The sequence below is a fragment of the Virgisporangium ochraceum genome (assembly GCF_016863655.1).
Lineage (GTDB): Bacteria > Actinomycetota > Actinomycetes > Mycobacteriales > Micromonosporaceae > Virgisporangium > Virgisporangium ochraceum.
In genome coordinates this window covers 72,333-91,493 of the sequence record NZ_BOPH01000113.1, presented here as the reverse complement: position 1 = coordinate 91,493, position 19,161 = coordinate 72,333, and the positions used below count along the sequence as shown (strand labels likewise).

19 protein-coding genes and 1 pseudogene are annotated in these 19,161 nt (G+C 72.5%); 15 read left to right on the top strand and 5 right to left on the bottom strand.

Features of this window, described 5'->3' with window-relative positions:
* Nucleotides 1-1,338, bottom strand: a complete 1,338-nt coding sequence (locus Voc01_RS41390) for a KamA family radical SAM protein (protein WP_203933182.1) — start codon at nt 1,336-1,338, stop codon at nt 1-3.
* A 76-nt stretch (nt 1,339-1,414) separates the two neighbouring features.
* Here Voc01_RS41390 and kdd point away from each other — a divergent pair, with 76 nt between their 5' ends.
* The 11 genes from kdd (at nt 1,415) to Voc01_RS41335 (ending at nt 13,499) form a co-directional block, all read left to right on the top strand.
* Nucleotides 1,415-2,443 carry an L-erythro-3,5-diaminohexanoate dehydrogenase gene (gene kdd, locus Voc01_RS41385; RefSeq protein WP_203933181.1) on the top strand — a complete coding sequence of 343 codons (1,029 nt, stop codon included), beginning with the start codon at nt 1,415-1,417 and terminating at the stop codon, nt 2,441-2,443.
* Nucleotides 2,444-2,448: 5 nt separating this feature from the next.
* Entirely contained in the window at nt 2,449-3,978 is a 1,530-nt protein-coding gene (locus tag Voc01_RS41380) for an amidohydrolase (protein ID WP_203933180.1), read from the top strand.
* A 16-nt stretch (nt 3,979-3,994) separates the two neighbouring features.
* Nucleotides 3,995-5,545: a lysine 5,6-aminomutase subunit alpha gene (gene kamD / locus Voc01_RS41375; RefSeq protein WP_373873933.1), complete on the top strand. Its 1,551-nt coding sequence runs from the start codon at nt 3,995-3,997 to the stop codon at nt 5,543-5,545.
* An 87-nt stretch (nt 5,546-5,632) separates the two neighbouring features.
* Complete coding sequence (locus Voc01_RS41370) at nt 5,633-6,931, top strand: AAA family ATPase (protein ID WP_203933179.1); 1,299 nt, start codon at nt 5,633-5,635, stop codon at nt 6,929-6,931.
* Nucleotides 6,921-7,349: an RloB family protein gene (locus Voc01_RS54860; protein WP_203933178.1), complete on the top strand. Its 429-nt coding sequence runs from the start codon at nt 6,921-6,923 to the stop codon at nt 7,347-7,349. The genes Voc01_RS41370 and Voc01_RS54860 overlap by 11 nt, the downstream gene beginning before the upstream one ends.
* Nucleotides 7,342-8,076 (top strand): lysine 5,6-aminomutase subunit beta, encoded by a 735-nt coding sequence (gene kamE, locus Voc01_RS41360; RefSeq protein WP_203933177.1) that lies wholly within the window; start codon nt 7,342-7,344, stop codon nt 8,074-8,076. Before Voc01_RS54860 ends, kamE begins: the two co-directional genes overlap by 8 nt.
* A complete protein-coding gene (gene kal / locus Voc01_RS41355) occupies nt 8,073-8,444 on the top strand; it encodes a 3-aminobutyryl-CoA ammonia lyase (RefSeq protein WP_203933176.1) in 372 nt (123 codons plus the stop codon). The genes kamE and kal overlap by 4 nt, the downstream gene beginning before the upstream one ends.
* The gene (locus tag Voc01_RS41350; protein WP_203933175.1) at nt 8,441-9,790 is read left to right on the top strand and encodes a glutamate mutase L; all 1,350 of its coding nucleotides are present in this window, start codon (nt 8,441-8,443) and stop codon (nt 9,788-9,790) included. The genes kal and Voc01_RS41350 overlap by 4 nt, the downstream gene beginning before the upstream one ends.
* Before the next feature lie 704 nt (nt 9,791-10,494).
* On the top strand, nt 10,495-12,192 hold the full coding sequence (lnt, locus tag Voc01_RS41345) for an apolipoprotein N-acyltransferase (RefSeq protein WP_203933174.1): 1,698 nt from the start codon (nt 10,495-10,497) through the stop codon (nt 12,190-12,192).
* On the top strand, nt 12,189-12,971 hold the full coding sequence (locus Voc01_RS41340) for a polyprenol monophosphomannose synthase (protein ID WP_203933173.1): 783 nt from the start codon (nt 12,189-12,191) through the stop codon (nt 12,969-12,971). The genes lnt and Voc01_RS41340 overlap by 4 nt, the downstream gene beginning before the upstream one ends.
* 9 nt (nt 12,972-12,980) lie before the next feature.
* The gene (locus Voc01_RS41335) at nt 12,981-13,499 is read left to right on the top strand and encodes an FxsA family protein (protein ID WP_203933172.1); all 519 of its coding nucleotides are present in this window, start codon (nt 12,981-12,983) and stop codon (nt 13,497-13,499) included.
* Between the two features lie 430 nt (nt 13,500-13,929).
* Here the strand turns inward: Voc01_RS41335 and Voc01_RS41330 are convergent, their stop codons facing one another.
* The gene (locus tag Voc01_RS41330) at nt 13,930-14,274 is read right to left on the bottom strand and encodes an RNA polymerase-binding protein RbpA (protein WP_203933171.1); all 345 of its coding nucleotides are present in this window, start codon (nt 14,272-14,274) and stop codon (nt 13,930-13,932) included.
* 342 nt (nt 14,275-14,616) lie between these two features.
* On the opposite strand from Voc01_RS41330, the pseudogene Voc01_RS41325 reads away from it, so the two are divergent.
* Nucleotides 14,617-15,387, top strand: a pseudogene (locus Voc01_RS41325) (sporulation protein); the annotation flags it as partial.
* 34 nt (nt 15,388-15,421) lie between these two features.
* Here Voc01_RS41325 and Voc01_RS41320 read toward each other — a convergent pair.
* Nucleotides 15,422-15,931 carry a VOC family protein gene (locus Voc01_RS41320; RefSeq protein WP_203933169.1) on the bottom strand — a complete coding sequence of 170 codons (510 nt, stop codon included), beginning with the start codon at nt 15,929-15,931 and terminating at the stop codon, nt 15,422-15,424.
* An 80-nt stretch (nt 15,932-16,011) separates the two neighbouring features.
* Here Voc01_RS41320 and Voc01_RS41315 point away from each other — a divergent pair, with 80 nt between their 5' ends.
* Entirely contained in the window at nt 16,012-16,404 is a 393-nt protein-coding gene (locus Voc01_RS41315; protein ID WP_203933168.1) for a TipAS antibiotic-recognition domain-containing protein, read from the top strand.
* 9 nt (nt 16,405-16,413) lie between these two features.
* On the opposite strand, the gene Voc01_RS41310 is transcribed toward Voc01_RS41315, so the two are convergent.
* Nucleotides 16,414-17,073: a response regulator transcription factor gene (locus tag Voc01_RS41310; RefSeq protein ID WP_203933167.1), complete on the bottom strand. Its 660-nt coding sequence runs from the start codon at nt 17,071-17,073 to the stop codon at nt 16,414-16,416.
* Nucleotides 17,070-18,260, bottom strand: coding sequence for a sensor histidine kinase (locus tag Voc01_RS41305; RefSeq protein WP_203933166.1), 1,191 nt, complete (start codon nt 18,258-18,260; stop codon nt 17,070-17,072). The genes Voc01_RS41310 and Voc01_RS41305 overlap by 4 nt, the downstream gene beginning before the upstream one ends.
* Nucleotides 18,261-18,368: 108 nt before the next feature.
* On the opposite strand from Voc01_RS41305, the gene Voc01_RS41300 reads away from it, so the two are divergent.
* Both Voc01_RS41300 and Voc01_RS41295 read left to right on the top strand, forming a co-directional pair.
* Nucleotides 18,369-18,911 carry a DUF3995 domain-containing protein gene (locus tag Voc01_RS41300; protein ID WP_203933165.1) on the top strand — a complete coding sequence of 181 codons (543 nt, stop codon included), beginning with the start codon at nt 18,369-18,371 and terminating at the stop codon, nt 18,909-18,911.
* A complete protein-coding gene (locus Voc01_RS41295; protein WP_203933164.1) occupies nt 18,908-19,147 on the top strand; it encodes a hypothetical protein in 240 nt (79 codons plus the stop codon). The genes Voc01_RS41300 and Voc01_RS41295 overlap by 4 nt, the downstream gene beginning before the upstream one ends.
* Nucleotides 19,148-19,161 lie beyond the last annotated feature (14 nt).

Below are 19,161 nucleotides of genomic sequence, written 5' to 3'. Positions count from 1 at the left end.
TCAGACTGTGGCGAGCTCCCTCTCCCACCAGCGCTGGCCGGCCTCGGGCAGCGTGTCGATCGGGTCGTGAAAGGCGTAGCGGCGGTCGAGGTCGTCGCCCTCGATGCTGGTCCGGTAGTTCTTCGTCCAGTAGGAGATGCCGCGCTCGCGGTCGTACTCGGTGACCATGTGCACCCAGCGCTTGCCGACGAACGGCACGTCGCACACGATCCGCGGGGTGGCGTAGCCGGGCAGGTAGCCCATGATGTCGTGCTGCAGCTGCTGCGCCTGCCAGACCGCCACGCGCCAGTGCTCGGCGTTGGGGATCATGTCGCACATGTAGAAGTAGTACGGCAGGATCCCGGCCTCGCCCTGCAGCCCGAAGCACAGGTCGAGCAGGTCCTCCGAGGTCGCGTTGACGCCGCGCAGCAGCACGCCCTGGTTGCGGACGTCGCGCACGCCGACCTCCAGCGCGGTCTGCGCCGCCTTCGCCACCAGCGGCGTCAGCGACTGCACGTGGTTGACGTGCGTGTGGATGGCCAGGTTCACCCCGCGCCGCGCCGCCGTGCGGGCCACCCGCTCCAGGCCCTCGACCACGTCGGGCTGCAGCCAGTGCTGCGGCAGGCCGGCCAGGGCCTTGGTCGCCAGGCGGATGTCGCGGATCGTGCCGATGTCGAGCAGCCGCATCAGGAACGACTCGAGGTTGCGCCACGGCACGTTCGCCACGTCGCCGCCGGAGACGACCACGTCACGCACGCCGGGCTGGGCCTTGAGGTAGCCGATCATCGCGTCGTACCGGTCGACCGGCTTGAGCGTCAGCTTGAGCTTGTCCACCGCCGGGGTGGAGTTGCCGACCAGGTCCATGCGGGTGCAGTGGCCGCAGTACTGCGGGCACGTCGGCAGCAGCTCGGCGAGCACCTTCGTCGGGTACCGGTGGGTGAGGCCCTCGGCGACCCACATGTCGTGCTCGTGCAGCGAGTCGCGGCTGGCGTAGGGGTGCGACGGCCATACCGGGTGCCGGTCGGAGGCCACCGGCAGCATGTACCGGCGGATCGGGTCGGCGTAGAACGCCTCGGTGTCGAAGCGCCCGGTCGGCACCATCGTGTTGATCATCTGTGGCGGGAGGAGCATCGACATGGTCGCCAGCCGCCGCTGGTCGTCCTCCAGGTCGGTGTAGAAGCGCTCGTCGACGAGGTCACCGAGCACCGCCCGCAGCTGCCGCACGTTCTTGACGCAGTTGACCCGCTGCCACTGCGCGGACTCCCACTGCTCCCGGGTCACGGCCTTCCAGCCGGGCAGCCGCGTCCAGTCGGGCTCGACCAGCTCCTGACGCCGGTATGCGTACGGTTGTGCGGTCACACGCCCTCCTCTATGGAAATCCTACGGCCAGTCGACTAGTCTGCCGGATAATTTCAATATCAGAAAGGGGTCCGCGATGTCGGCTGTCGGGCTGCACCGGGTTCTGGAGCCGGCAGGGGTGCTCCCGCAGGCCGCGACCCGCCTCGACACCGACCCCACGATCGGCCCCGACGAGGTCCGCATCGCCGTCGAGCGGCTCAACCTCGACGCGGCGAGCTTCCGCCAGCTGCGGGAGGCGGGCGGCGACATCCGGGCCCGGGTGCTGGAGATCATCAGCAGCCGGGGCAAGATGCACAACCCGGTCACCGGCTCCGGCGGCATGCTCATCGGCACCGTCGCCGAGGTCGGCCCCGAGTCGCCGCTCGGTCTCAAGCCCGGCGACCGCGTCGCCACGCTCGTCAGCCTGACCCTCACGCCGCTGGAGATCACCGACGGGCTGCAGTCCTGGACCGGCGCGTCCGAGCAGGTCCCGTGCACCGGCCACGCCATCCTCTTCGGCCGCTCCATCGCCGCCGTCCTCCCCGACGACCTCGACGACGACTTCACTGAAGAGATGGCCCTGGCCGTCTTCGACGTCTGCGGCGCACCCGCGCTCGTCCAGCGGGTCGTGCGGCAGTACCGCGAGCCGACCGTCGCCGTCCTCGGCGGCGCCGGCAAGAGCGGCTCCCTGGCGCTGGCGGCCGCGCGCCGGTCGGGCGCCGCGCGGACCGTCGGGCTCGTCCCCACGCAGAGCGAAAGGGCGTTACTGGACCGGGTGCGGCTGGCCGATCTGACCGCGCTCGCCGACGCCCGCGATCCCGTGGCGACCGCGGCGGCGGTGGAGACCGCGCTCGGCGGACCCGCCGACGTCACCGTCGTGTGCGTCGACGTCCCCGGCTGCGAACACGGCGCGGTCCTCGCCACCGCACCCGGCGGCACTGTGATCTTCTTCTCCATGGCGACGTCGTTCCCCGCCGCCGCCCTCGGCGCCGAGGGCCTCGCCGCCGACGTCACGATGCTCATCGGCAACGGCTACGTCCCCGGGCACGCCGCCGCCGCGCTCGACCTCGTCCGCGCCGAGCCCGGCGTGCGCGCGCTGTTCCAGGCCAGGCTGGCGGCACACTGAGCGGCATGGGTCAGACAGTCCTGTTGAGCAACGGCCGCGTCTACAGCCCGGCCGACCCCGACGCCACCGCGCTCCTCATCGACGACGGCCTCATCACGTGGCTCGGCACCGACGACGACGCACCCGCGGCCGACCGGACGATCGACCTCGACGGCGCCCTGGTCACCCCGGCGTTCGTCGACGCCCACGTGCACGTCACCGACACCGGCATCACCCTGCAGGGCCTGGACCTCGCGCAGACCCGCACCCGCGGCGACCTCCTCGACCGGCTCGCCCGCCACGCCGCCGACCAGGCACCCGACGCCGTCGTCCTCGGCCACGGCTGGGACGAGTCCCGCTGGCCCGACCCGACCCCGCCCACCCCGGCCGAACTCGACCGGGCCGCCCGCGGCCGCCGCGTCTACCTGTCCCGCGCCGACGTGCACTCCTGCGTCGTCTCCTCCGCGCTGCTGCGCGCCGCCGACCCGGCCACCCCCGGCTTCGGCACCGACGGCTGGCTGCGCCGCGACGCCCACCACGAGGTCCGCACGATCGCCCTCGGCTCGCTCAGCGCCACCCAGCGCCGCGACGCCCAGCGCACCGCGCTGCGCCACGCCGCCCGGGCCGGCGTCGCCGCCGTGCACGAGTGCGGCGGCCCGACGATCTCCAGCGAGGCCGACTTCACCGAGCTGCTCAAGCTCGGCGGCACCGACCGGCTCCCCGAGGTCCACGGGTACTGGGGTGAGCTCGGCGCCGCCGCCAAGGCCCGCGACCTCGGCGCGGTCGGCGCCGGCGGCGACCTGTTCGCCGACGGCGCCCTCGGCTCACGCACCGCCCACCTGCGCCAGCCCTACACCGACGAGCCGGCCACCACCGGCCACGGCTACCTGACCGCGAACCAGGTCGCCGCGCACCTGGTCGGATGCACCGAACAGGACCTGCAGGGCGGCTTCCACGCCATCGGCGACGCGGCGCTGGGCACCGTGCTCGCCGGGTTCGCGCTGGCCGCCGCCCGCGTCGGCGTCGACCGGCTGCGGGCCCGCCGGCACCGCGTCGAGCACGCCGAACTCGTCGACAAGAAGCTCATCGGCGGGCTCGTCGAGTTCGGCGTCGTCGCCAGCGTGCAGCCGGCGTTCGACTGGCGCTGGGGCGGCACCGACCGCATGTACGCCGCCCGCCTCGGCGCCGACCGGGCCCTGACGGCGAACCCGTTCGCGTCGATGACCGGCGTCGGCGTGACGCTCGCGTTCGGCTCCGACTCGCCGGTGACCCCCATCGACCCGTGGGCGACCGTGTACGCCGCGGTGTTCCACCGCAACCCGACCCAGCGGCTGTCGGTGCGGCAGGCGTTCGCCGCGCACACCCGCGGTGGCTGGCGGGCAGTGCACCGCGACGCCGACGGCGTCCTCGCCCCCGGCGCCCCGGCGACGCTCGCGGCCTGGACCTACGACGGCGACCTGCACCGCGGCCTGCCCGCGTTCACCGACGCCCCGGTCAAGCCGACCTGCCGCCTGACCACCCTGAGGGGAACCGTCCTGCACTGGAAGGCGAGCTGAACCGGATGGCGCACTGATGCCGTTACTCGACCTCGACCCCACCCTCGTCGCGCGGGCCCGGGCCCTGGCCGCCCGCGCCGGGCAGCCGGTCGTCGACCTGGCCCGCACCCGCACCACCGTCGCCGTGGAGCGGGCGACGCTGCGCCTGGCCGGCGTCACCGGCGCCGACCCCGACGGCATCCCGTGGGTGAACCGGCTCGTCGACGCCGTCGACCAGCAGGTCGGCCTCGCGCAGGGGGTGGCCCTTCCGGTCTTCCACGCCATCCGCCGGAACGGCGAAGACGTGACGGTACTGGCGCAAAAGGCCGCCGCCGGGTCCGTCACCTTCGATCTTCCGCGCGGGACGGCCGCGACCGCGGCGCGGCGCGCGGCCGACCGCGCGGTCGGCGCCGGCCTGCGGACCATCGACCGGCGCCGCCGCGAACGTGACCGGCTGGTGACGCGGCTGGGTGACCCGCCGCAGCGGCCGTGGATCTACCTGATCGTGGCGACCGGCGACATCTACGAGGACATCCCGCAGGCACAGGCGGCCGCGCGGGCCGGCGCCGACGTGATCGCGGTGATCCGCTCGACGGGGCAGTCGCTGCTGGACTACGTGCCCGAGGGCGCGACCCGGGAGGGCTTCGCCGGCACCTACGCGACGCAGGAGAACTTCCGCCTGATGCGTGCCGCTCTCGACGAGGTGTCGAAGGAGGTCGGCCGGTACGTGCGGCTGACGAACTACGCGTCCGGGCTGTGCATGCCGGAGATCGCCGTGCTCGCCGGCCTCGAACGGCTGGACATGATGCTCAACGACTCGATGTACGGGATCCTGTTCCGCGACATCAACCCGGTGCGGACGTTCGTCGACCAGCGGTTCGCCCGGCAGGTCCACGCCCGGGCCGGGATCATCATCAACACCGGCGAGGACAACTACCTGACCACGGCCGACGCCGTGGAGGCCGCCCACACGGTGACGGTGTCCCAGCTGCTGAACGAGTTCTTCGCCCACGAGGCGGGACTTCCGGACGCACAGCTCGGCCTGGGGCACGCCTTCGAGATCAACCCGGAGCTGCCGGACTCGTTCCGGCTGGAGCTGGCGCACGCGCTGCTGGCCCGGGAGCTGTTCCCTGCCGCGCCGCTGAAGTGGATGCCACCGACCAAGCACATGACCGGCGACGTGTTCCGCGGCAACCTGCTCGACGGGTTCTTCAACCTCGCCGGCGTGCTCACCGGCCAGGGGATCCTCCTCGTCGGGATGATGACCGAGGCGGTGGTGACGCCGTGGCTGTCCGACCGCGACATCGCCCTGCAGAACGTGCGGTACGTGCTGAACGCCTGCGGCGGCCTGGCCGAGGACTTCCGCCCCGCGCCCGGGGGGTTCATCCAGCGGCGCGCTTCTCACGTTCTCGGCGAGGCGGTGACTCTCCTCGAACGCGTAGCGGATGAGGGACTTCTATCGGCAATTGGGGACGGCACGTTCGGCATCATGAAACGCCCCGCCGACGGCGGAAAGGGACTGGCCGGCGTGATCGAGAAAGCCGACGACTACTACAACCCCGCCGTGACAGCTCTTGACACAACATGAGCCGTGACACGCAGAGGCAAGCCAGAGGGCGTTTCGTGCGATTTACTTGCACGATGAGGCGCGAAACTCCCGTGCTGGTGGTGCCAGATGCTGCGTAGCTTCCGGGTCGCCAACCACAGGTCGATCCGCGCCGCCCAGGAACTGGTGCTGCTGCCCGCCTACGACAAGTCCCGCCCAGTGATCCCGGTGGCGGCCCTCTACGGGGCGAACGCGTCCGGCAAGTCCAACCTTCTGGACGCCCTGCGCTGGATGCGCCAGGCGGTCGTGGACTCCTTCGCATCCTGGACGCCCGGCGGAGGCGTGCCCAGGGTGCCGTTCAAGCTCGATCACGCCGCGACCAGGGAGCCGACAGAGCTGGCAGTAGACCTGGTCCTCGACGGTGAGCGCCACTACTACGGCTTCGTCGTCGACAACGCGGGCGTCCGCGAGGAATGGCTCCACACCTTCCCCACGGGTCGACGCCGGGTCATCTTCGAACGCACCGGCGACGAATGGACGTTCGGCTCCACCGTCCGCGGTCCCATGGAGTCCACGCGCGAGCGCACCCGCCCGAACGCGCTGTTCCTGAGCGTGGCGGCCCACTCCAACGTGACGAGCTGCGAACGGCTGTTCCGCTGGTTCCTCGACGACCTCACCCATGCCGACCCCGCCGCCGAGGTCGGTTCCGACATCAGGCGCGCGTTCCTCCCGGACTCACCACTGCGGCCGATCGTCCTGGACCTGGTACGCATCGCCGACCTGGGAATCACCGACGTCGTGCTGGCCACCGCCCACGACACGGAACCGACGGTAACGCCGTCCGACGCCGTCGCCGACCCACGATGGCGCCTGGTCAACAGCTTGATCGAGGTCGACCTCCTCCAACCCGCGGATGTCGCCGCGATCGGCGACGTCCTGATGAGCGTCCTGTCGGGCCGCCTGCTGTTCTTTCACGGCGACCACCCCGTGCCGCTGAACGTCCACGAGGAGTCGGCCGGCACCAGGACCTGGCTGAACCTCACCGTGGCCATCGCCGCCGCCCTCGCCGGGCCGAAGATCCTGCTTCTCGACGAGGCCGACACAACTCTGCACCCGCACCTGGCGCGGCACCTGGTCAACCTGTTCCGCAACCCGGAGACCAACCCGCTCGGGGCACAACTGATCTTCACCTCCCACGACGCCACGATGCTCGACGAGGACACCCTGTCCCGCGACGAGATCTGGTTCGTGGAGAAGGACCCGACCGCCCAGACGACCCGTCTGTACTCGCTGGCCGAGTTCCGGCCGCGCAAGCACGAGAACACCGAGCGTCGCTACCTCGCCGGCAGCTACGGCGCGGTACCCGTCCTGTCCGAGACCGCCCTCCGCCGGGCGGTGGCACGCGGGACCGATCCCGATGCCGCGTAACCCACCGACCCGCAGACCGGGCGTCCGCCAGGCGAAGCACACGGCGCTCGTCTACTGCGGCGGCGTTCGGACGGAGCCTGAATACCTCGACGCGCTGCGACTCGAGCACCGGAACAACGCCGTCAGTGTCCGCCTCGTCGCGGAAGGCGCCGATCCGGAGCGCCTCGTGCGCCGCGCCGCCGGTCACCGTGACCGTCAGCCGGGAGCCTTCGACGAGGTCTGGTGCGTCACCGACGTCGACGAGTTCGACCTGACACGAGCCGTGGCGCTCGCCCGCAGAACTTCGGCGCCTACCGCGACGGGGTCGACGCCGCGGTCGCACGCGGCCGCCGGCTCGACCCGACCGGTACGGCGTACACCACCAACCCCTCCACCAACGTGTGGCAGTTGGTCGAAAGGATCCGCGCCTCATGAGTGAGTACGTGCGCCCGTACGGGGACACCACCGGGGACGGGATGGTGCAGGTCAGCTTCACCCTGCCCGTCCCGCACGACAAGGTGGCCGAGGGGGCGGCGCTGCAGCTCGCCGCGAAGATGGGCCTCGACCCGGCGATGCTGGTGCACGCCAAGCAGATGGGTACCGGGTTCACGTTCTTCGTCGTCTACGGGCGGGTGTCGCACCTCGTCGACCTGGCGGCGGTGACGGTCGTCGAGCGGGACTATCCGCTGCTCGCCGCCAAGGAGGTCAACGCGCTGGTGCGCAAGCGCCTGCGGCGCAAGCTCGTCGTCGTCGGGGCGTGCATCGGCACCGACGCGCACACCGTCGGCATCGACGCGATCCTCAACGTCAAGGGGGTGGCGGGGGAGAAGGGCCTGGAGTACTACCGGGAGCTGCGCGTGGTCAACATGGGCGCGCAGGTCACCGTGCCCGACCTCGTCGCCGCCGCGCGCACGGAGAAGGCCGACGCGGTGCTGGTCAGTCAGGTCGTCACGCAGAAGGACGCGCACCTGCACAACACCCGCGAGATGTCGGCGGCGTTCCGCGAGTCGTACCCGGCCGGGCGGCGGCCGCTGCTCGTCGTCGGCGGTCCCCGCTTCGACGAGACGATGGCCGGCGACCTCGGCGTCGACCGGATCTTCAGCCGCGGCACGACCCCCCGCGAGGTCGCGTCCTATCTCATCCACGCCGTCAAGGAGCGCACGTGATCGGTACGACCGTGACCCACCGCCGCTACGTCGCCAACGCGCACTACGCCGGCAACCTCGTCGAGGGCGCCTACGCCCTGGGCCTGTTCGGCGACGCCGCCACCGAACTGTGCATCCGCACCGACGGCGACGAGGGCCTGTTCGCCGGCTACGAGGAGATCCGCTTCAACGAGCCGATCTACGCCGGCGACGTCGTCGAGGTCACCGCGTCGGTCACCCGCGTCGGCACCCGCAGCCGCCGCGTCGAGTTCACCTGCGTCGTGCACTGCCGCCGCCAGCCGGAGGTGTCGGCGTCGGCGTCGCGCGTGCTCGACCCCCCGCTGGTCGCGGTCGTCGCGACCGGCACCGTGGTCGTTCCCGCGGGGTGACCCGCGCAGCGTGCGTCGACGTCGGCTCGACCTACACGAAGGTGGCGGTCGTCGACGTGACGAGCGGGGAGCTGCTCGCGGCGGCGTCGCACCCGACGACGTCGTCGACCGATGTGCTGCACGGTCTCGACGTCGCCGTCCGCGCGACGGGCCTCACGCCCGACCTCACCTACGTGTGCTCGTCCGCCGGTGGCGGGCTGCGGCTGGCCGTCGTCGGCTACGAGGCCCTGGTCAGCGCCGAGGCCGGGCGCCGGGTCGCGTTGTCGGCCGGCGCCCGGGTGGTCCACGTCACCGCCGGTCGCCTGTCCACCGACGGCGTGCGGGCGCTGCGCGCGGCCCGTCCCGACGTGGTCCTGCTCGTCGGCGGCACCGACGGCGGCGACGCCGACACCCTGCTGCACAACGCCACCCGCCTCGGCGCGGCCCGCTGGCGGCGCCCGGTCGTGCTGGCCGGCAACGCCGACGCCGCCGCCGACGCGGCGCGGGCCCTGCGTGACACGCCGTTCGTGACCTGCGACAACGTCCTGCCCCGCGTCGGCGACCTGCGCCCCGGCCCGGCCCGGACCGCCATCCGCGACGTGTTCCTGCGCCACGTCATCGGCGGCAAGGGGCTGTCGCGCGGGAGGCGGTTCGCGTCGCTCGTGCGGGCGGCGACCCCCGACGCGGTGCTGACCGGCGTGGAACTGCTCGCGCGGGCGCATCCGGGCAGCGGCCTGCTCGTGGTCGACGTGGGCGGCGCCACCACCGACGTCTACTCGGTGGTGGCGCCCACCGGTCCCGACCCGGAGGTCGCCGGGACCGCCTGGCACGGCCGCACCGTCGAGGGCGACCTCGGGGTGCGCTGGTCGGCGACGGGCGTCATCGAGGCCGCTGCCGCCGAACGCATCCCGGCGCCCGCCGACCCGGGCGCGGACCCGGGCGCCGACCTGGCCGCCGACCTGGCCGCCGACCTGGCCGCGGCGGCCGATGCCTCCGCCGCCGATCCGGGCCGCCCCGCCGATCCCCGTACGGATCTGCCCCTGGCCACCCTGGCGGCGATCGTGGCCGTCCGACGCCACGCCCGCGGCGAGGCGGTGGCCGCCGGCGTCCGGCGGGGCGGCCGCGACCTGCGGGAGGTGTCCCTGGTGATCGGGTCGGGCGGGGTGCTCCGCCACGCCCCACCGGACCGGGCCCGGTCCGTGCTGGCCGCCGTGACCGGCGACCTCGCGGGCGGCTGGTCGGTGCCCCGCGCCCCCCGCCTGGCGGTGGACACGTCGTACGTCCTGGCCCCGGCCGGCCTGCTGGCCCCCGACCACCCGGAAGCCGCCGCCACCCTTTTGCGCGCCCACCTCCTCCACCCCGCCTGACCCGCCGTCCCCGCCCCGGTCTCCTGCGCACCCGGCGCCTGCCCTGGCGACCCGCCCTCCCAGCCGCCCAGGTCCTCCTTTCGCGTCGATCTTGCACCTGTGGCCGCCGATAAGTCCGTTCATATGGCGCTTTGTCGGGGGCCGCGAGTGCAAGATCAGCGCATGAACGGGGCGCGCGGGCGCGGGCTGGGGCGGGCGCGCGAGGGCCTGTGTACGGGGGTGCGTGAGGGCGGCCGGGGCTGTGTAGTGGAGCGGGTTTCGCGTGTGGGGATCGGCTTGACAGGCATCGGGGGTGGGCGCGTACCGTCGTTGGGTCCTACAACGGCGAGCGGCGTCGGTCTGCTTCGCCCCTTTCGCCCGTCAGGGCGGCGCCCGGCCAGCCAGGCCGGTTGCTGCGGCCCTGGAGCCGGGCGGGGGTCGGCGGGGTGCGGCGGGTCGGTGTGCTCTTCGGTGTCGGGCAGGGTCGCGTGGTCAGTAGACAACGGCCTGAGGCGTGCAGCCGGCACGTACCGGGTCGGAACGAAGATCACGGGTGCTCGTCCCTGCCCCACCGGCCGTCGAGGGGCCTGGAACCGCGGGGCGCGGCTGGAATACACCAGTCGCGCCCCGATTCCGTGTGCAGTCTGTGTGAACCGGGTCCCAAGCTGGGAGAACCTACAGGTTCGCGGCCGGTTCGGGCCTTCCCCGATACGCCGGCGTGATCCATGCGCCGGCACAATTGGACCGGTTATGCGAGTGGACCTGAGTGCACAGGGGGAGGGCGGGACGTGACGGTGCTGGCTGCCCGCCCCGCCAACGAAGGACCCGACGAACGGGAGTCCCCGCGTAGCCGGGGCAGGTCCGTACTCGTCAGGCTGCGTCCGGTGCTGCTCGCCGTGGCCGCCGCGGTCGCGTTGATCCTCGCCTTCCCGCCCCACGACCTGTGGTTCCTCGCCCCCGTCGGTGTCGCGGCGTTCGCGTTGGCGACGCACGGGCGGCGGACTCGGTCGGGGGCGGCGCTCGGGTTCCTCACCGGGGCGATCCTGTTCGGGGTCATGCTCACCTGGACCAGCACGCAGGCCGGTCGCATGCCGTGGCTGCTGCTGTCGGGCCTGCAGGCCGCCTACCTCGCCGCGCAGGGTGCGGCGGCCGCGTACACCTCGCCGCTGGTGGTCCGGCGGCCGTGGCTGATCGCGCCGGTCACCGCCGTGCTGTGGACGCTGCAGGAGGCGCTGCGCGGCCGCGTCCCGTTCGGCGGGTTCCCGTGGGGGCGCCTGGCGTTCAGCCAGGGCGACTCGCCGCTGCTCGGGTTCGCCGCCGTGGGTGGGGCGCCCCTGGTCACCTTCGCCACGGCGCTGGTGGGCGGGTTGCTGGTCGCTCTCTTCATGATCTTCACAGCCCCCGGTTCCCGTACCGGACGCGCCGGGTTCACCGCGTCCTCCCTCAAGCGCGCGGCGGCCGTGACGGGCGCCGCGGTGCTCACGGTGGTCGCGGGCCTGGCCGTTCCCACGACGGCGCCGCGCGGGCGGGCGGTGACCGTCGCGATCGTGCAGGGCAACGTGCCGCGGCTCGGGCTCGACTTCAACGCGCAGCGCCGGGCCGTCCTCGACAACCACGTCAACGGGACGCTGGAGCTGGCGCGACGCGTCGCGGCGGGCGAGGCGGCGAAGCCCGACCTGGTGGTGTGGCCGGAGAACGCGTCCGACATCGACCCGCTGCGCAACCCCGACGCCGCGCGCCTGATCAGCGAGGCGGCCGACGCGGTCGACGCACCGATCCTGGTCGGCACGCTCGGGCAGGCCGCCGACCCGGAGAAGATCATCAACGTGGGGCAGGTGTGGCACCCGTCCACCGGACCCGGCGAGCGGTACATCAAGCAGCATCCGGTGCCGTTCGCGGAGTACGTGCCGTTCCGGTCGCTGGCGCGCAAGGTCACCGACAAGGTCGACCTGGTGCGTCGCGACTTCGCCGCCGGCGACCGGCCGGGGGTGCTGCAGCTCGGGCCGGCCCGCATCGGCGACGTCATCTGTTTCGAGGTCGCGTACGACGGGATCGTCCGCGACACGGTGCTGGCCGGCGGGCAGATCCTCGCCGTGCAGACCAACAACGCCACGTTCAACGTCGCCGAGGCCGAGCAGCAGCTGGCCATGGTGCGGCTGCGGGCGGTCGAGCACGGCCGCGACGCGTTGATGGCGTCCACCGTTGGTGTTTCCGGATTTGTCGACGCCCACGGGCGGGTATACGGTGCAACGTCGTTCTTCACGGCGGCCGTCGTCATCCGCGAGCTACATATCGATAACCGTCGTACTCTTGCGACACGGCTCGGTGCCGGGCCGGAGTACCTGTTCGTCGCCGGAGCACTCGTGGCACTCGTGGCCGCGGCGCTCGTCAGGCGACGTGCGAAGACCGAGGAGGAGCAGTGACCAACCCCCAGGACGCCCCGGCCGACGGCTACCCGGGCGTGGGGCGGGTGCTCGTGGTCATCCCGACCTACAACGAGGCCGACAACGTGCGGATCATCGTCGACCGGGTGCGCAAGGCCACCCCGAACGTCGACGTCCTCGTCGCCGACGACGGCAGCCCCGACGGCACCGGCGCCATCGCCGACGAGCTCGCCGCGGCCGACAGCCAGGTGCACGTGATGCACCGCACGGAGAAGAACGGCCTCGGCGCCGCCTACCTCGCCGGGTTCGCCTGGGCCCGCGACCGCGGCTACGACGCGGTCGTCGAGATGGACGCCGACGGGTCCCACCAGCCCGAGCAGCTTCCCCTGCTGCTCGGCGCGCTGGCCGAGGCCGACGCCGTGATCGGGTCGCGGTACGTCCGCGGCGGCAAGGTCGTCAACTGGCCGGTGAGCCGCCAGCTGATCTCCAAGATCGGCAACCTGTACGTGCGGCTCGTGCTGGGCATGCCGGTCCGCGACGCCACCGCCGGCTACCGCACCTACCGCATGCCCGTCCTCGACAAGATCGAGCTCGACAAGGCGGCCTCGCAGGGCTACTGCTTCCAGGTCGAGGGCTCGTGGCGGTCGCACAAGTCCGGCTGCCGGCTGGTCGAGGTCCCGATCACGTTCATCGAACGCGAGCGGGGCCAGTCGAAGATGAGCTCGAAGATCGTCCGCGAGGCGCTGTGGCGGGTCACGGTGTGGGGCGCCCAGGCCCGCGTCGACGCCGTTCGCCGCGTGTTCCGCAAGCGTGCTTAAGTTGTCCTCATGTTGAGGCGGTGGCTGGCGACGCTCGGGATCCTGGGCGTCCTCGGTGTGCTCGTCGAGCTCGTGGTGCTCGGCCTGGTCGTGTGGCAGCTCGGCCCGGCCTGGACGATCGGGCTGCTGATCGTCAAGTACGTCGTCGGCTACCTGCTCGTGCGCCGCACGGGGCGCATCGGCTGGCGGCAGTTCCGCGCCGCGGTCGACTCCGGCCGTCCGCCGGGCCGCGAGGGCACCGACGCCGCCACCTCGTTCGGGGCGGCGATGCTGGTGCTGCTGGCCGGCTTCGTGGGTGCGGTGGTGGGGCTGGTGCTGCTCATCCCGCCGGTGCGGCGGACGGCGTCCCGGCTCGCCGAGCGGGTCGTCGAGCGTCAGCTCACCGCCGTGGCGGCGAACGGCGTGTTCGGGCCGCGTCGGGTCACCGTCCAACGGGACCCGGTGCGCGAGCCCACCGCCGACCGGCCGGCCGACAAGCCCGCCGAACCCGCGGCGGCGATCGAGGGCGAGATCCTGCCCCCGCGGTAGAACGGCCGGCCCGCGTCCGTCGCTCATGATCGCCTTTTGAGAGCCTGTTTGAGCTGTGCGGCGGCGGATTGCGCACGCGGCTATCGCGCAGCGTCACCCCGATGGTTGCCGCAGCCGGTCCGCCGGAACATCGGCGTCCGGTTCGGTCGGATTCAACGACCCGGTACTCCGGGGTGATCAGCTTTTCTGGAAGAAAAGTGCAGCGTGACTTCACGTTCGTTCCAGAGAAGTTGATCACCGATGCCGGGCCGCCCGGACGATGCCACGGTGAGTGACCCTCGCGGCCCGGCTCGGGCGATCGCCCAGCTCCCAAGCAGGCTCTCAAAAGGCGATCATGAACGGTCCTGGGTGCACACGTGAAGCCGCCCCGCGGTCCGGGTTGTCCGGGGTGCGGGGCGGCTGACGTGATGCAGCGCTGGTCTGCAGCGTGCTAGGAGGCGCGGCCTCGCCGGGTGCGGACCTCCTGCAGGCGTTCGTTCAGGATGTCTTCGAGCTCGGCGATCGAGCGGCGCTCCAGCAGCATGTCCCAGTGGGTGCGCGGAGGCTTGGCCTTCTTCTGCTCGGGCTCGTTGCCGTCGATCAGACGCGCGACGCTGCCGTCGAACTTGCACTCCCAGGTGGTGGGTACCTCAGCGTCGACGGCGAACGGGACCTCGAACCGGTGGCCCTTGGCGCACAGGTATTCGCGGGTCTGCCGCGGAGCCAACTCGGTGTTGCGGTCGGACTCGTAGCTGACGGCTCCGAGGCGGCTTCCGCGCAACATGCGCTCGCCCATGGACGATCTTCCCCTTCGGGTAGTGGTGCAGGTCAGACGGGTTCACCGGTTGCAACGACACCGCAGGCCGGATCGATTCCCGGTTTGGTACCCGGGAGTATGCCCGAGGATAGCGATGATCACGCTGCTGCGACGCGGCAGGCACTCGTCCGATTTCCTCGATTTTACCGGCAGCGTCCAAGATCGGCCACTGCACGTGGCCGGAGCGGGCCGGCCGAACAGTCCGGATCCGGCATCCGATCGCCTGACCGGCTTCCCGGCGCAGGTGGCGACAGGGATGGTTACCATCTGCCCGGACAGGGTGGCAGCGACTCCCGCGCCACCTGAAGGGAGTGCGATCCGGTGGTCTTCAGACGTTTACGGCAGGCGTTCGGCGTGGGTGGTCCCTCGGTCGACACCGTGCTCACCAACCCGAACACGCGGCCCGGGCTGGCGCTGGAGGGCAATGTCAACATCCAGGGCGGCGACCACGACGTCACCATCGAGTACGTCGAGCTCGCCCTGGTCACGAAGGTCGAGGTCGAGACCGACGACGGCGAGTACGACTCGACGGTGGCGTTCCAGCGTCAGCGGGTCACGGGGACCTTCCAGCTCGCGGCCCAGCAGCCGCTGCAGGTGCCGTTCCAGTTCGCGGTGCCGTGGGAGACCCCGATCACCGAGGTGTTCGGCCAGCACATGCACGGCATGACGATGGGTCTGCGCACCGAGCTGGAGGTGGCCCGCGCTCTCGACAAGGGCGACCTCGACGCGGTCAACGTGTACCCGCTGCCGATCCAGGAGAAGATCCTGGAGGGCTTCGCCCGGGTCGGGTTCCGGTTCAAGTCGGCCGACCTGGAGCGCGGTCAGCTGCGCGGCGTCCGCCAGACGCTGCCGTTCTACCAGGAGATCGAGCTGTACGCGGCGCCGCAGTACGCCAGCAAGATCAACGAGGTCGAGGTGACGTTCGTCGCCAACCCGCAGGGCGTCGACGTGATCCTGGAGTTCGACAAGCGCGGCGGGCTGCTGTCGTCGGGGTCGGACTCGATCAGCCACTTCCAGGTGGGTCACCACGACGCAGACGGCGTCGACTGGGCCCAGCAGGTCGACGGGTGGGTCCGCCAGGCCGCCCAGCGCCGCAACATGTTCTTCTGACGGACGGCCGGGGGTCTCAGGCCGGTACTGAGATCCCCACGCCGCCCTTCGTGTCGGGGCCGTACCTCGCGATCTCGGCGGCCAGGTCGAGCCGACCGATGCTGGTGCGCGCCTCGACGGCGGCCTCGTCGAGGAGGTGGGCGGGGATCAGCCAGACCACCTCGAACTCCAGGCCGTCGGGGTCCTTGCCGTACAGGCTCTTCGTGGTGCCGTGGTCGGAGGAGCCGACGAGGGCGCCGGCCGCGGTGAGGGCGTCACGGACCCGGCCGAGCTCGGCGAGGGTGTCGACCTCCCAGGCCAGGTGGTACAGCCCCACCGTGGTGCGGCCGGCGGTCGGCGCGCCGGCGGCGGCGCCGATCTCGAACAGGCCGAGGTCGTGGTCGTTGGTGGACCCGGCGGCGCGCAGGAACGCGGCACCCGGGAAACCCATGATCTTCGTGAAGCCGAGGACGTCGCCGTAGAAGGCGACGCTGCGCTCGACGTCGCGGACGTAGAGGACGGCGTGGTTGAGGCGGTGGATCGGCACGGCGACCTCCCAAGTAGTTGCTTGAGCAACTATAACATGGTGCTTGACTCTCCAGTGGCGGGAGACTCCACGCTGGTGGCATGACACAGATCGAGAACCCGTACGCCGACGAGGCCCGGGAACGGTGGGGGAACACCGACGCCTACCGGCAGTCGCAGGAGCGCACGGCCCGCTACACCGAGCGGGACTGGGCCGAGATCAAGGCCGCCGGCGCCGACCTCAACGAGCGGCTCGCCGCGGCACTGGGATCGGGCGTCGCCGCCGACGACCCGGTCGCCATGGACCTCGCCGAGGAGCACCGCCAGCAGCTCAACCGCTGGTTCTACGACTGCGGACCGCAGTTCCACCGGTCCCTCGGCGACATGTACGTCGACGACCCGCGGTTCACCGCCACCTACGACGCGGTGGCACCGGGCCTGGCCACGTACCTGCGCGACGCCATCCACGCCAACGCCGCGCGGGCGGAAGGCTAGGACACGAGGCTAGGACACGAAGCCGGACTCGTAGGCGGCGATGACCGCCTGGGTCCGGTCGCGCGCGCCGAGCTTGGTGAGCACGTTGCCGACGTGCGTCTTCACCGTCTGGACACCGAGGTGCAGCTCGCCGGCGATCTCGGTGTTCGACCGGCCGCGGGCCATCAGCCGCAGCACGTCGGCCTCCCGCTGGGTCAGGTTCGCAGCGCCCAGCGGGAGGCCCGGCGGGCGGCCCAACGGGGCGGCACCGCCACCGAACCGGCCGGCCAGCGTGCGGATCGCGGCCGGGAACAGCAGCGACTCGCCGCTGGCGACCACCCGGACCGCCTGCACGATCTCGGCCGGCCGCGACCTCTTGAGCAGGAAGCCCTGCGCACCCGCCCGCAGCGCGGCGTAGACGTTCTCGTCGCTCTCGAACGTCGTCACCACGATGATCTTCGGGGGATCGGGGACCGTCGTGAGGATCTGGCGGGTGGCCTGGATCCCGTCGACCAGCGGCATCCGGATGTCCATCAGCACCACGTGCGGCGCCAGCGTACGGACCAGGGGGAGTACCGCCGCTCCGTCGTCGGCCTCACCGACGACCTCCAGGTCGGGCTCGCTGTCGATCACCGCGCGCAGCCCCACCCGGATGAGCGGCTCGTCGTCGGCGATGAGGACCCGGGTCACGCCGCCGGCCCCGTCAGGGGCAACGGCACGTGGACGCGCACCCGCCACTCCCCGTCGGCCGCGCCGGCCCGCACCTCCCCGCCCAGCGCGGCGACCCGGTCGGTCATGCCCCGCAGCCCCCGCCCCGGCCGGCGCGGCGCCTCCCCGTCGACCCGGTTGGCCAGCTCGACGGCGAGGTCGTCGGCGGTGACCCGCAGCCGCAGCCGCACCGGTGCCCGACCCCCGTGCCGCACCGCGTTGGTCAGCCCCTCCTGCACGACCCGGTAGATCTCCCGCGACACCGCCGCCGGCACCGGCCGCAGCTCGACCCGGCTGTCGACCTCCAGCCCGGCGTCGCGGACCGCGCCCAGCAGCCCGTCGAGGTCGCCGAGGTCGGGTTCCCGCGCGGTGGTCGCGGTGCCGGCGTTCAGCACGCCGATGGCCCGGTCGAGCTCCTCCGACGCCGTGTACGCGGCCGCCTGGACGGCCGCGAACGCGGCCCGGGCGAACTCGGGGTCGGCGTCGAGGCGCCGCTCGCCCGCACCGGCCTGAACGGAGATGACGCTCAGCGCGTGGCCCAGCGAGTCGTGCAGGTCACGCGCCAACCGGGCCCGCACCGCCTGCTCCTGCACCTGCTGGCGCAGCGCGGCCAGCCGGTCGGCGGCCGACGGCCCGAGCAGCGCGCCGGCGAGCCGGGTCAGCAGGGCCCGGGCTGCGACGACGACCGCGACCAGCCCGCCGAGCACGGCCAGCGCCGCCACCGGTCCCCACGCCGCCGCCCACCCGGTGGGCAGCTCGTGCGACCCGAGCCGGTGCCCGTACACCGGCATCGTGGCGAACAGCGCCACCACGGGCGGCAGCGTGAGGGTCAGCGCGCTCACCACCCCGCCGAGGCCGAGGTGGACGACGCTCCACGCGCTCGTGCGCAGCCGGTCGTCGACGGAGCGGGCCGGCGCCGCCGCGGTGTCGGCGCCGAGCAGCTCCCGCGCCGCCACCCCCATGAGCAGCCGCACCGGACCGGCCAGCGCCGTCACCGCGACCGCGGGCAGCACCGCCGCGAGCAGCGCCACCTGCACGGCGATCGACCGGACCGGCGCACCGGTGACCGCCTTCGTGACCGTCTCGGCGAGCAGGAAGTACGGCATCAGCAGCGCACCACCCAGCAGCAGGTGCACCCACCCGCGCCCGAACCCCACCAGCCGCCGCATGCGTCCATGGTCGCAGTGGTCCCCGGTCCGGTGGCTCCCTCCCGTGGGGGAGAGACCGGATACCGGCGCGGGAGGTGCGCCGGCGCGCCGCGGGGGAGCGTGGAACACATGATCACGACCACACGTCAACCCCTGACCGGGCCCCGCACCTGGCCCGCGTACGCCGCGGCGGCGTGGCTCGTCGCGTTCGTCGGCTGGCACGTCCCGCTGTCGCTGGGCTGGAACCCGCTCGACGGCGACGGCATGACCGGCGCCGCGTTCCACACCTACAACCTCACCCTGATCTGCATGGCGGGCATCGGCGCGGTGGTGGTGCTCGCGACCGTGCGTCCGTGGGGCCGCCGGTTCCCGCGCTGGCTGCTGCTGACGCCGTTGGTCGTCGGCAGCGTGCTGCTGGTGCTGCGCGGGGTGCCCGGGTTCGTCGAGTTCGTGCTCCAGGTCACCGGGGTGGCGCCGGCCGGACTGGTGGGCCTGCTCGACCCGGACGTCGCCGCACCGACCGGTCGCGAGCTGTGGGCCGGGTACGCGATCAACGTGTACTTCTTCCTCGGCGCGGTGCTCCTGGTGCCCGCCACCTACCGGTTCTGGCGGCTCGATCGTGGGAACGCCGTGGCTGCCACTGGCAGTGATCGGTCACTATGGGAATCGTGAGTTTCCACGAAGCGTTGCGACCGTCCTGGCAGTGTGCCGGCTGCGGCGCGCCGTGGCCGTGCCCGACCCGCCGCCGCCAGCTCCGCGCCCAGTACACCCGGGAACCGGAGCTGGCGGCGCTGATGGAGTGGTACCTGGCCCAGGCGCAGCAGGACCTGCCGGGCGCCTCGCCGCCGGGCCTGGCCGCGCGGTTCGCCGGCTGGGTCGGCACCGACGCCACCCACGACGTGGCCTAGAACCTGGGGGAGCA